Genomic DNA, 12,565 nt, shown 5'->3' with positions numbered 1-12,565 from the left:
ATACTCCTTAATCGCTAAATCGGCTGTTTGACAGCTTCAACCCTGCACGACGCAGGTGGCCAGGTGTGCAGCGAGCGCATCCCAGGCAATGCTTTGTTGTTCGCCCTGGCCACGCAGGGGTTTGAAACCTACCACTTGCTGGGCCATCTCGTCGTCACCGAGGATCAGCGCATACAACGCACCGCTCTTGTCGGCTTTCTTGAACTGACTTTTGAAACTGCCGGCGCCGGCATTGACTTGCAGGCGCAGGTTGGGCAATTGGTCACGCACACGTTCACTCAAGGCCAGACCGGCCAGCTCGGCGGCTTCACCGAAGGCGCAGAGGTAGACGTCGACCTGACGGGAGATCTCTTGCGGGATCTGCTCCAGGGTTTCCAACAGCAGCACCAGGCGCTCGATGCCCATGGCGAAACCAACGCCAGGGGTCGGCTTGCCGCCCATCTGCTCCACCAGACCATCGTAACGACCACCGGCACACACGGTGCCCTGGGCGCCCAGCTTGTCGGTGACCCATTCGAAAACGGTCTTGCTGTAGTAATCCAGCCCGCGAACCAGCTTCGGGTTGATCACATAAGGAATGCCGGCAGCGTCGAGGCGAGCCTTGAGGCCCTCGAAGTGCACGCGGGATTCGTCGTCGAGGTAGTCGGCCATTTTCGGCGCGTCGACCAGGACCGCTTGAGTGTCGGCGTTCTTGGTGTCCAGGACCCGCAACGGGTTGGTCTTCAGACGGCGCTGGCTGTCTTCGTCGAGCTTGTCCAGGCGAGCCGAAAGGAACTCGACCAAGGCCTCGCGATAACGACCACGGGACTCAGCGGTACCCAGGCTGTTGAGCTCAAGCTTGACCGCATCACGGATGCCCAGCTCGCCCCACAGGCGCCAGGTCAGGATGATCAGCTCGGCGTCGATGTCCGGACCGTCGAGGTTGAACACTTCGACACCGATCTGGTGGAACTGACGATAACGGCCTTTCTGCGGACGTTCGTGGCGGAACATCGGGCCGATGTACCAGAGTTTCTGCACCTGGCCGCCGCCGGTGATGCCGTGTTCGAGCACCGCACGCACGCAGGCCGCCGTGCCTTCAGGGCGCAGGGTCAGGGAATCGCCGTTGCGGTCCTCGAAGGTGTACATCTCTTTTTCGACGATGTCGGTCACTTCACCGATGGAGCGCTTGAACAGCTCGGTGAACTCGACGATCGGCATGCGGATCTGCTTGTAACCGTAGTTATCCAGCAAACGCGAGACGGTGCCCTCGAAATGACGCCACAGGGGCGTCTGCTCGGGCAGGATGTCGTTCATGCCACGTATGGCTTGCAGAGACTTGCTCACAAAAAATCCTTAAATTCGTTTGATCAGCCGCGAGCGATTACAGCTGCGTCGGCTTCGACCTTTTCGGCCGCTTTCTGGCGGATCAAACGTTCAAGCTCATCCACCAGATTGTCATTCGTCAGTTTCTGCGACGGTTTGCCGTCGATGTAAATCAGGTTTGGCGTGCCGCCGGTCAAGCCGATATGGGCTTCCTTGGCTTCGCCCGGCCCGTTGACCACGCAACCGATGACCGCAACATCCAGCGGCACCAGCAGGTCTTCAAGGCGCACTTCCAGCTCGTTCATGGTCTTGACCACATCGAAGTTCTGCCGCGAGCAGCTCGGGCAGGCGATGAAGTTGATACCACGGGACCGCAGGTGCAGGGATTTGAGAATGTCGTAGCCGACTTTCACTTCCTCGACCGGGTCAGCCGCCAACGAGATGCGAATAGTATCGCCAATCCCTTCGGCGAGCAGCATACCGAGGCCCACGGCGGATTTCACCGTGCCTGAACGCAAACCACCGGCTTCGGTGATGCCCAGGTGCAGCGGCTGGACGATTTCCTTGGCCAGCAAGCGGTAGGCGGCGACGGCCATGAACACGTCGGACGCCTTCACGCTGACCTTGAAGTCCCTGAAATTCAGGCGTTCCAGGTGCTCGACGTGACGCAGGGCCGATTCGACCAGCGCGGCCGGGGTCGGCTCGCCGTATTTCTTTTGCAGGTCTTTTTCCAGGGAACCGGCGTTCACGCCGATACGGATCGGGATCCCGCGGTCACGGGCAGCATCGACCACCGCACGTACGCGGTCTTCACGACCGATGTTGCCCGGGTTGATGCGCAGGCAGTCAACGCCCAGTTCGGCTACGCGCAACGCGATCTTGTAGTCGAAATGAATGTCGGCCACCAAGGGCACCTTGACCAATTGCTTGATCTTGCCGAACGCTTCGGCGGCATCCATATCCGGCACGGAAATGCGCACGATATCGACGCCTGCGGCTTCCAGACGATTGATCTGGGCCACGGTGGCGGCCACGTCATTGGTGTCGCTGTTGGTCATGCTCTGCACAGCGATGGGCGCATCGCCGCCAACAGGCACGTTACCGACCCAGATCTTGCGGGATTCGCGACGTTTGATTGGAGATTCGCCGTGCATGACTTATTGACCCAACTTCAGGCGAGCAGTCTCGCCACTGGTGAACGGAGCGACATCAACCACCTGACCGTTGTAGCTGACCTGCGCGCCACGGGCAAAGCCCAGACGCACGGCAAACGGCGGCTTGCCGCTGACGGAAATGTTTTCGCCTTTGCGCTTGAGACCGCTCAACAGCACTTTGCCGGAGCCATCGGTCACTTGCGTCCAGCAATCGGCGGTGAACAGTAGTTGCACCTGGCCTTGACCGGCCACTGGAGCGGCGGCGGCAGTGGCGGTCGGAGCAACGGCGGCAGGTGCAACCGGTGCGGCCACGGTTGGTGCTGGAGCGGCTGGCGCTGGAGCAACTGGCGCGGCGACTACCGGGGCGGCGTTGTGAACCGGTGCGGCAGGGGTTGCTGCCGGAGCGACGGGCGCTGGAGTCGGCGCGGTGGCTTCAGCCTCGGCCGGTGCTTCAGACGACGTCTCGGACTGCGGCAACGCCAGCGTGGTTCCAGCTTCAGTCTGACCTTCCGCGACAGCCTGGTCTTCCGGCTCGTCCAGCGGATGGATCTGGGTGGTGCCGTCGGCGCCTTCGACTTCTACGTGTTCCGGGGCCAGCGTGGCCAGGTCCTTGGTGCGCAAGGAGGTTTGATCCTGCCACCAGACAAAACCACCGCCAATCACCGCGATCAGCAACAGCAGGCTGACAATGCGCAAAATGGTGTGGGATACCCGAACCGGCTCTTCGATACGACCCAGGCTGTGGACGTTGCTGCCTTGGGAGTCGGTGCCGGTGGATTGGTCGAATTGCTGCACCAGAACGGTCTGGTCCATGCCGAGCAATTTGGCGTACGCACGAATGTAACCGCGAGCAAAGGTATGCCCCGGCAGCTTGTCGAAAGCGCCGGCTTCCAGATTACCCAGGGAATTGACGGTGAGGTTGAGCTTGAGGGCCACTTCGGCCAGCGACCAGCCATTGCTTTCGCGGGCCTGGCGCAATGTTTCACCGGGGTTAACGCGATTCGCTGCTACAACTTCGGGATGCGCCGCTTTCATCATTGCTCCGACAGGTATTGCTGATATTCCGGCGTACCGGGATAGAGTCGTTTTAATTGCAGGCCAAAACTGGCGGCCTTGTCGCGATCTTCAAACACTTTTGCCAGCCGAACGCCGAGCAATAGACTACGTGCATTTTGTTCGGTGAGCAGGCTAAAACGGTCGTAATAGTCACGCGCGGGCACATAATGCCTGTCTTCGTAAGACAACTCAGCCATTTCCAGCAATGCGCGTGGTTGTTGGCGGTTCAAACGCAGGGCTTTTTCCAGTTGCTGCTGGGCCAGGTCACGCTGACCAAGCTTGGAAGCGGTCATGCCAAGGTTCTCGAACACCCGTGAACGCTCAGGATACAGGGTATCGGCGGCGGCTTGCTCAAAGCGCTCGTAGGCTTCCTTGTAACGTTTCTCTTCGTACAGAAAACTGCCGTAGTTGTTCAGGATGCGTGCATCGCCGGGACGGGAGGACAGCGCCTTGCGAAAATGCTGGTCGGCCAGCTCCGGCTCCATCTCGGCCTGGAACACCAGACCCAACGCCGCGTTGGCGTCAGGGTCGGAATCGTCCAGGTCCAGGGCCTTTTTCAATGGCACCTTCGCCCGCTCGGTCATCCCTTGCTGCAAGTACCCCAGCCCCAGTTGCACGTAGGCGACACGCGCTTCATCGCGGCCCTTGCTGGTCTTCATCGGGTTGAAATCGCCCGACAGGACACAACCAGCACAGAGGCTGGCCAACAGCACAAGCAGCGCAAAGCGCAGGGACATAGAGATCCTCTCTTTAGTTGTTGTTCGCTGCGTTTTGCGCCAGATCGTTTTCGGCGCTCAATTCACGCACCGCGATATAACGTTCGCTGCGACGGGTGCGATCCAGCACCTGTCCTACCAATTGGCCACACGCGGCGTCGATGTCTTCACCACGGGTGGTGCGGACGGTGACATTGAAGCCGGCATGGTGAAGCTGATCCTGGAAACGGCGAATGGCGTTGTTGCTCGGACGCTCATAGCCGGAATGCGGGAACGGGTTAAACGGAATCAGGTTGATCTTGCACGGGACGTTCTTGAGCAACTCGATCATCTCGACCGCATGCTCAACCTTGTCGTTGATGTCCTTGAGCATGGTGTACTCAATGGTCAACACACGCTTCTCGCCCAAGGTCGCCATGTAGCGCTGGCAAGATTCGAGCAGCATCTTAAGCGGATATTTCTTGTTGATCGGCACCAATTGGTTACGCAATGCGTCATTCGGTGCGTGCAGCGACAACGCCAGGGACACGTCGATGTGCTTGGACAGCTCATCGATCATCGGCACCACGCCCGAAGTGGACAGGGTTACGCGGCGCTTGGAGATCCCGTAGCCCAGGTCATCCATCATCAGATGCATGGCGGCCACGACGTTGTCGAAGTTCAGCAGCGGCTCACCCATGCCCATCATCACCACGTTGGTGATGGCACGGTCGGCGGTCGCCGGGATGCTGCCGAACGATTTATTGGCGATCCACACCTGGCCGATGACTTCGGCGGCGGTGAGGTTGCTGTTGAAACCTTGCTTGCCAGTGGAGCAGAAACTGCAATCCAGGGCACAGCCTGCCTGGGACGAAACGCACAGAGTGCCGCGCTTGCCCTGGGGAATATAGACGGTCTCGACGCAGCTGCCGGACGCCACACGCACCACCCATTTACGGGTGCCGTCGGTGGAAATGTCCTCGCTGACGACTTCAGGACCACGAACTTCAGCAATCACCTTGAGCTTGTCGCGCAAGGCTTTGCTGACGTTCGTCATGGCGTCGAAATCATCGACGCCAAGGTGGTGAATCCATTTCATTACCTGACCGGCACGGAAACGCTTCTCCCCGATTGAGTCGAAGAATTTTTCCATTTCCAGCTGAGTCAGACCCAGCAGGTTAGTTTTTACAGTCGATGTAGTCATGGATTCACCTTCACTCATAAGCCAATGCTTAGCGAGTGGTTACTTCAGTAGCTGCGAAGAAGTACGAGATTTCGCGAGCAGCAGCGGCTTCGGAGTCCGAACCGTGTACAGCGTTGGCGTCGATGGAATCAGCGAAGTCAGCGCGGATGGTGCCGGCAGCAGCTTCTTTAGGGTTGGTAGCGCCCATCAGCTCACGGTTCAGAGCGATAGCGTTTTCGCCTTCCAGAACCTGAACGACAACCGGACCGGAGATCATGAAGGAAACCAGGTCGCCGAAGAAACCACGAGCGCTGTGCTCAGCGTAGAAGCCTTCAGCTTCGGCTTTGGACAGTTGCTTCAGTTTCGAAGCTACAACGCGCAGGCCAGCTTTTTCAAAACGAGTAGTGATCTCGCCGATAACGTTTTTTGCAACTGCGTCAGGCTTGATGATGGAGAAAGTACGTTGAACAGCCATGGTGTAACTCCAGAAACGGTAATTTGTGAAAAATTAAACCCGCGAATTATACGCGGGTTCTTGGGTATTGCCTAACTGCGTACGGTGCAGACTCAGTCTGCTTCTTCGATCCAGGCGGCCTGAATGGCTTCAAGCACCTTCTCGCCACCGCGGGTCGGATCATCACTGAACTCCGGCAATGCCAGCACCCACTGGTGCAGTTCGACGAAGTTCACGTAACGCGGATCCACATCCGGCTTGGTTTCAGCCAGTTGGATCGCGATTTCCAGCACATCAACCCATTTCAGACTCATGTCACTTCCTTGAATCAGTGCGGCGCTTCGGCTGCATGGTTGAGCGAGTATTTCGGAATTTCAACGGTCAGGTCTTCAGTCCCGACGATCGCCTGACAGCCTAGACGAGATTGCGGCTCAAGGCCCCAGGCCCGATCAAGAAAGTCTTCTTCCAGCTCATCGGCTTCTTCGAGCGAGTTGAAACCTTCGCGAACGATGCAGTGGCAAGTGGTGCAGGCACAAACGCCGCCACAGGCACTTTCCATCTCGATATGGTTGTCATGGGCCACTTCGAGAATGGACTTACCGGTTTCAGCCTCGACAACCATTCCGTCCGGGCAATGTTCGGCGTGAGGCAGAAAAATGATCTGCGGCATCAGTTATTCCTCGATTTCATTCAGGTTGCGCCCCGCCAGCGCGGCTTTCACCGTCGAGTCCAGGCGGCGGGCAGCAAAGGCGTCGGTCACTTGCGACAGACGCTTGGTCTGCTGCTCGATGGCAAAACCATCGGTGCCTTTCATCAATTCGGTCAGTTCCTGCATCTGCAACTCGATGACCATGCGCTCTTCGGCGTCGAGCAGGCGTTCGCCGTCGACATCGAGGGCGCCCTGCACCGCTTCGATCAGGCGCTGGGCATCGACTTGCTGCTCGCGCAATACGCGGGCGACTTTGTCGTCGTTGGCGTATTCGAACGAATCCTTGAGCATCTTGGTGATTTCACCGTCGGTCAGGCCGTAGGACGGCTTGACCTGGATGCTGGCTTCAACGCCCGAACCCAGTTCGCGGGCGGCAACGCTGAGCAGACCGTCGGCATCGACCTGGAAGGTCACGCGAATTTTCGCCGCACCGGCCACCATCGCCGGAATACCGCGCAATTCGAAGCGTGCCAGGGAACGGCAGTCGCTGATCAGCTCGCGCTCGCCCTGCAACACGTGGATCGCCATGGCCGACTGGCCATCTTTATAGGTGGTGAAGTCCTGGGCGCGGGCGACGGGGATGGTGGTGTTACGCGGAATCACCTTCTCCATCAGGCCGCCCATGGTTTCCAGCCCCAGGGACAACGGAATCACGTCGAGCAGCAGCAGTTCGCCGCCATCGCGCTTGTTGCCAGCCAGGGTATCGGCCTGGATCGCGGCACCGATGGCCACCACTTGATCCGGGTCGATTTCGGTCAGCGGTTGGCGACCAAAGGCTTCGGCGACGGCATCGCGAACACGAGGTACACGGGTCGAACCGCCGACCATGACCACAGCGTGAACGTCTTCCAACTCGATGCCGGAATCACGCACGGCACGGCGACAAGCTTTCAGGCTGCGGGCAACCATCGGCTCGATCAGCGCATCGAAGGCTTCGCGGGTGAGTTGAGCTTTCCAGTCGCCGTAAGCCACTTCGACGCTTACGACCGTAGTCAGCGCTTCTTTGGCCGCGCAGGCGGCTTGCAGCAGATGACGTTGCGCACCCGGATCGAGGTCGGCGGACAAACCGGCGCTCTCGATGATCCAGCCAGCAATCGCGTGATCGAAGTCATCGCCGCCCAAGGCACTGTCGCCCCCGGTGGCCAGCACTTCGAAGACACCGCCGGTCAGGCGCAGAATCGAAATATCGAAAGTACCGCCGCCCAGGTCATAAATAGCAACCAGGCCTTCAGCGTGTTGATCCAGACCGTAAGCCACGGCAGCTGCGGTCGGCTCATTGAGCAAACGCAACACATTCAGACCGGCCAGTTTGGCCGCATCCTTGGTGGCTTGACGTTGAGCGTCGTCGAAATAGGCCGGAACGGTAATCACCGCGCCGACCAATTCGCCACCCAACGTGGCCTCGGCGCGCTGACGCAGCACCTTGAGGATTTCGGCGGAGACTTCGACCGGGCTTTTCGGACCTTGCACGGTGTCGATGAACGGCATGTGCGACTCGCCACCGACAAAGCGGTATGGCAGTTGGTCGCCCAATTGCTTGACGTCGGACAGACCACGACCCATCAAGCGCTTGACCGACAGCACGGTGTTCAAGGGATCGGTAGCGGCGGACAGCTTGGCGGATTCGCCAACCTCGACGCGATCGGCGTGATAGCGCACGGCGGACGGCAGGATGACCTGACCGTTGGCGTCGGCCAGAGGCTCGGAAAGACCACTGCGCAATGCAGCGACCAGCGAATTGGTAGTGCCCAAGTCGATCCCCACAGCCAGACGACGCTGGTGCGGTTGAGGACTTTGGCCGGGTTCGGCGATCTGCAGTAGGGCCATCGTAATCAGGACTTATCTGTATATCAGGCGTGCGACCGGAGCGGCACTGGGTTAATCGTCGAGGCGCTCTTCTAACTGGCGCACTTCGTAGGTGAGCTTGTCGAGGAACTGCATGCGCCGCATCAGGCGTTCGGCCTGCTCACGTTGCGCTGCGTCATCCCAACAGGCTGCGAAGCTTTCGTTCAGCTCATCCTGCGCAACCTTCAAGCGACGCTTGAACACGGCAATGCCGGCCAGGTCGGCGCTGTCTTGCAGGTCTTCGAGTTCTTCGCGCCATTGCATCTGCTGCAGAAGAAACTCCGGATCGTGCACCGTGACCTCCAGCGGCAACTCACGACCACCCATGGCGAGCAAGTAACGCGCGCGCTTCGGGGGATTCTTGAGCGTCTGGTAGGCCTCGTTGAGGTTCGCGGATTGCTCGAGCGCCAGCCGCTGCTCGCGCTCGGAAGCGTCGGCGAAGCGGTCCGGATGAACACCGCGCGCCAACTCACGATAGCGCGTGGCCAACTGCTCGAGATCCAGACGGAAGCTCGGCTGCAGTTCAAATAAAGCGAAATGACAAGGAGTACCCACGCGCAGCCTCAGATGTTGAAGCTTTCGCCGCAGCCACATTCACCGCGTACGTTGGGATTGTTGAACTTGAAGCCTTCGTTCAACCCTTCCTTGACGAAATCGAGCTCGGTGCCGTCCAGGTATGAGAGGCTTTTCGGGTCGATGATCACTTTCTCGCCGTGACTTTCGAACACCTGATCCTCTGCAACCACCTCGTCGACGAACTCCAGCACGTAGGCAAGGCCGGAACAGCCTGTGGTGCGAACACCCAGACGAATCCCTTCACCTTTGCCGCGCCCGTTGAGGGAGCGTCGCACGTGTTGAGCTGCCGCTTCTGTCATGCTGATAGCCATCGGTGACTCCTTACTCGTCGCCAAATCTTGAAAGTCAGATCAAGCCTTTCTTCTGCTTGTAGTCGCGAACGGCCGCTTTGATAGCGTCTTCAGCGAGTACGGAGCAGTGAATTTTTACTGGCGGCAAGGCCAGTTCTTCGGCCAGCTGAGTGTTCTTGATGGTCTCTGCTTCATCCAGAGTCTTGCCTTTCATCCACTCGGTCGCCAGGGAGCTGGAGGCGATAGCCGAACCGCAACCGTAGGTCTTGAACTTGGCGTCTTCGATGATGCCTTGCTCGTTAACCTTGATCTGCAGGCGCATCACGTCGCCGCACGCCGGAGCGCCGACCATGCCAGTGCCGACATCCGGGTCTTCCGCGTCCATCTTGCCGACGTTGCGCGGGTTTTCGTAGTGGTCGATGACCTTTTCGCTGTAAGCCATGATTCTTAATCCTCACTCATCAGAGAGTCGCTCTTGAGCCCTGAAACCTTAAGTTCACAGGGCCGGTTTGCGGCGACTTGAAATCAGTGTGCCGCCCACTCGATTTTCGAAATGTCGACACCGTCTTTGTACATGTCCCACAGCGGCGACAAAGTGCGCAGCTTGGTAACGGCCTCGCAGACTTTCTGCGCGGCGTAGTCGATTTCTTCTTCGGTGGTGAAACGGCCGAAGGTGAAGCGAATCGAGCTGTGTGCCAGTTCGTCGTTGCGGCCCAGGGCGCGCAGTACGTACGAAGGCTCCAGGGAAGCCGAGGTGCAGGCCGAACCGGACGAAACCGCCAGATCCTTGAGGGCCATGATCAGCGACTCGCCTTCAACGTAGTTGAAGCTCAAGTTCAGGTTGTGCGGTACGCGGGCGGTCATGCTGCCGTTGATGTACAGCTCTTCCAGGTCTTCGACCTGTTTGAAGAAGCGGTCGCTCAGGGCTTTGATGCGCACGTTCTCGGCAGCCATGTCTTCCTTGGCTACGCGGAATGCTTCACCCATGCCGACGATCTGGTGGGTCGCCAGGGTGCCGGAACGCATGCCACGCTCGTGTCCGCCGCCGTGCATGGTCGCTTCGATGCGAACACGCGGCTTGCGGCTGACGTACAGCGCGCCGATGCCTTTAGGGCCGTAGGTTTTGTGGGCAGAGAACGACATCATGTCGACTTTCAGCTTCTGCAGGTCGATCTCGACCTTGCCAGTGGACTGAGCGGCGTCGACATGGAACAGGATGCCCTTCGAACGAAGCAGTTCGCCGATGGCTTCGATGTCGTTGATGGTGCCGATTTCGTTGTTCACGTGCATGACCGAAACCAGGATGGTGTCGTCACGCAGTGCAGCTTCGATCATGGCTGGCGTTACCAGGCCATCAGTCTGAGGCTCGAGGTAGGTCACTTCGAAACCTTCACGCTCCAGTTGGCGCATGGTGTCGAGGACAGCCTTGTGCTCAATCTTGGTGGTGATCAGGTGTTTGCCCTTGGTCGCATAGAAATGCGCCGCACCCTTGATTGCCAGGTTGTCGGACTCGGTGGCGCCGGAGGTCCAGACGATTTCACGCGGGTCGGCGTTGACCAGGTCAGCGACCTGACGACGAGCGTTTTCAACGGACTCTTCAGCTTTCCAGCCGAACACATGGGAACGGGACGCCGGGTTACCGAAGTTTCCGTCGACCAGCAGGCATTCACTCATCTTTTGCGCGACACGCGGATCAACCGGGGTGGTCGCAGAGTAATCAAGGTAAATCGGCAATTTCATGGACTATCTCCTAAATCAGGCTGGCTGGCGTGCCGCTAGCTCTTTGGCTGTCATTCGACGGCGGACGCTTCAATCTTGTCCAGGCGTGGCGCCTTGCCATTGCAACGGCGCTGGTCCTGACGCTGGGCTACTTCTTGCACCTCACGGCGAGTCACAAGGTCAGCCAAGCTGATACCGCTCAGAAACTCGTGAATCTGCAGGCTCAGATCGCACCACAAGTGGTGGGTCAGACAGGTGTCGCCTTGATGGCAATCACCCTGGCCCTGGCATTTGGTTGCATCGACCGATTCGTTTACCGCATCGATCACCTGGGCGACCTGGATGCCCTGCATCTCGCGGGACAGCTGGTAACCGCCGCCCGGACCACGAACGCTGGAAACCAGATTGCTGCGGCGCAATTTGGCGAAAAGCTGTTCGAGGTAGGACAGGGAGATGCCTTGGCGCTCGGAGATATCGGCCAGGGACACCGGCCCGTGCTGCGCATGCAACGCCAGGTCAAGCATGGCGGTCACGGCGTATCGGCCTTTTGTAGTCAGTCTCATGGACAATTACCACGGAGTTCAGAATGGGGCGAGTATGCTATTCCCGAGTACTTTAGTCAACTATAAGACCTAGTGCTTTAGTCAGGATTACCCGCAAAAGAGCGCGCGCATCATAGCAAAGCCTGGCGGCGCACAGCCAGCAATTGCGCGTTATCGTTCTTCGCGGGCACGCCTCGCTCCTACAGGGAATGCGCCGCACCTGTAGGAGCGAGACTTGCCCGCGAAGGGATCAATGCGGTCTAGCCGGCCTTGGTTTCGTCCTTGCCTTTTACGCAGGCGAAGTCTTCTTCGCGCAGCTCAGGCAGATCCTTGGCGCAGTAATTACTGCCAAGATCCTTCAGCGCGCCGCACATGCCCTCCAGGCGACCATCGACCGCCTGCAAGTGATCCAGCAGTTGACCAATGGCACGAGCTACGGGATCCGGCATGTCTTCACCGACACCATAGGCATCAAAACCAATCTTCTCGGCCATGGCCTTGCGCTTGGCGTCCTGCTCATCATCGGACTTGACGATGATCCGCCCCGGAATACCGACTACCGTCGCACCCGGCGGCACAGCCTTGGTCACCACTGCATTGGAACCGACCTTGGCACCGGCCCCTACCGTGAACGGACCAAGCACCTTGGCGCCCGCCCCCACCACAACCCCATCTTCCAGGGTCGGATGGCGCTTGCCTTTGTTCCAACTGGTGCCGCCCAGCGTCACGCCTTGATAAAGGGTGACGTCATTGCCGATCTCGGCGGTTTCACCAATGACAATGCCCATGCCGTGGTCAATAAAGAAGCGACGACCGACCTTCGCGCCCGGGTGAATTTCGATCCCGGTCAACCAGCGACCGAAGTTCGACACCAGCCGCGCCAGCCACTTCCAGCCCATGCCCCACAGCGCCGAGGACAGGCGATGAATCCAGATGGCGTGCATGCCGGGGTAGCAAGTCAGGACTTCAAAAGCGTTACGCGCAGCCGGATCACGGTGGAAAACACTCTGGATATCTTCACGCAAACGCTCGAACAT

At 59.0% G+C, this 12,565-nt stretch carries 15 protein-coding genes; all 15 read right to left on the bottom strand.

Annotation, left to right across the window (positions count from 1 at the left end; translation table 11 throughout):
* Positions 1-36: 36 nt before the first annotated feature.
* The 15 genes from hisS to cysE all read right to left on the bottom strand — a co-directional run bounded on the left by hisS (position 37) and on the right by cysE (position 12,565).
* Entirely contained in the window at positions 37-1,326 is a 1,290-nt protein-coding gene (gene hisS / locus HKK53_RS26730) for a histidine--tRNA ligase (RefSeq protein ID WP_123410235.1), read from the bottom strand.
* A 23-nt stretch (positions 1,327-1,349) separates the two neighbouring features.
* Complete coding sequence (gene ispG / locus HKK53_RS26725) at positions 1,350-2,459, bottom strand: flavodoxin-dependent (E)-4-hydroxy-3-methylbut-2-enyl-diphosphate synthase (RefSeq protein WP_169373240.1); 1,110 nt, start codon at positions 2,457-2,459, stop codon at positions 1,350-1,352.
* 3 nt (positions 2,460-2,462) lie between these two features.
* Entirely contained in the window at positions 2,463-3,494 is a 1,032-nt protein-coding gene (locus HKK53_RS26720; RefSeq protein WP_169373239.1) for a RodZ domain-containing protein, read from the bottom strand.
* Positions 3,494-4,252 carry a type IV pilus biogenesis/stability protein PilW gene (gene pilW / locus HKK53_RS26715; protein ID WP_149658076.1) on the bottom strand — a complete coding sequence of 253 codons (759 nt, stop codon included), beginning with the start codon at positions 4,250-4,252 and terminating at the stop codon, positions 3,494-3,496. The genes HKK53_RS26720 and pilW overlap by 1 nt, the downstream gene beginning before the upstream one ends.
* A gap of 13 nt (positions 4,253-4,265) precedes the next feature.
* Positions 4,266-5,414, bottom strand: coding sequence for a 23S rRNA (adenine(2503)-C(2))-methyltransferase RlmN (gene rlmN, locus HKK53_RS26710; RefSeq protein ID WP_169373238.1), 1,149 nt, complete (start codon positions 5,412-5,414; stop codon positions 4,266-4,268).
* Between the two features lie 28 nt (positions 5,415-5,442).
* A complete protein-coding gene (ndk, locus tag HKK53_RS26705) occupies positions 5,443-5,868 on the bottom strand; it encodes a nucleoside-diphosphate kinase (RefSeq protein ID WP_042560926.1) in 426 nt (141 codons plus the stop codon).
* Positions 5,869-5,960: 92 nt separating this feature from the next.
* A complete protein-coding gene (iscX, locus tag HKK53_RS26700) occupies positions 5,961-6,161 on the bottom strand; it encodes a Fe-S cluster assembly protein IscX (RefSeq protein ID WP_169373237.1) in 201 nt (66 codons plus the stop codon).
* 14 nt (positions 6,162-6,175) lie between these two features.
* Complete coding sequence (gene fdx / locus HKK53_RS26695; RefSeq protein WP_123410229.1) at positions 6,176-6,517, bottom strand: ISC system 2Fe-2S type ferredoxin; 342 nt, start codon at positions 6,515-6,517, stop codon at positions 6,176-6,178.
* 3 nt (positions 6,518-6,520) lie between these two features.
* Positions 6,521-8,383 (bottom strand): Fe-S protein assembly chaperone HscA, encoded by a 1,863-nt coding sequence (gene hscA, locus HKK53_RS26690; protein WP_169373236.1) that lies wholly within the window; start codon positions 8,381-8,383, stop codon positions 6,521-6,523.
* 51 nt (positions 8,384-8,434) lie between these two features.
* On the bottom strand, positions 8,435-8,956 hold the full coding sequence (hscB, locus tag HKK53_RS26685; RefSeq protein ID WP_123410227.1) for a co-chaperone HscB: 522 nt from the start codon (positions 8,954-8,956) through the stop codon (positions 8,435-8,437).
* 8 nt (positions 8,957-8,964) lie between these two features.
* A complete protein-coding gene (gene iscA / locus HKK53_RS26680) occupies positions 8,965-9,288 on the bottom strand; it encodes an iron-sulfur cluster assembly protein IscA (RefSeq protein WP_054045385.1) in 324 nt (107 codons plus the stop codon).
* A gap of 34 nt (positions 9,289-9,322) precedes the next feature.
* Positions 9,323-9,709, bottom strand: a complete 387-nt coding sequence (iscU, locus tag HKK53_RS26675; protein ID WP_003443374.1) for a Fe-S cluster assembly scaffold IscU — start codon at positions 9,707-9,709, stop codon at positions 9,323-9,325.
* A gap of 83 nt (positions 9,710-9,792) precedes the next feature.
* Positions 9,793-11,007, bottom strand: coding sequence for an IscS subfamily cysteine desulfurase (locus HKK53_RS26670; protein ID WP_169373235.1), 1,215 nt, complete (start codon positions 11,005-11,007; stop codon positions 9,793-9,795).
* Positions 11,008-11,057: 50 nt separating this feature from the next.
* Entirely contained in the window at positions 11,058-11,549 is a 492-nt protein-coding gene (iscR, locus tag HKK53_RS26665; RefSeq protein ID WP_121734138.1) for a Fe-S cluster assembly transcriptional regulator IscR, read from the bottom strand.
* Positions 11,550-11,788: 239 nt separating this feature from the next.
* The gene (gene cysE, locus HKK53_RS26660) at positions 11,789-12,565 is read right to left on the bottom strand and encodes a serine O-acetyltransferase (RefSeq protein ID WP_090180462.1); all 777 of its coding nucleotides are present in this window, start codon (positions 12,563-12,565) and stop codon (positions 11,789-11,791) included.

Origin of the sequence: Pseudomonas sp. ADAK7 (genome assembly GCF_012935675.1) — a bacterium.
GTDB lineage: Bacteria > Pseudomonadota > Gammaproteobacteria > Pseudomonadales > Pseudomonadaceae > Aquipseudomonas.
The sequence above is the reverse complement of the archived record's forward strand: the minus strand, read 5'-3'. Positions and strand labels throughout refer to the sequence as shown.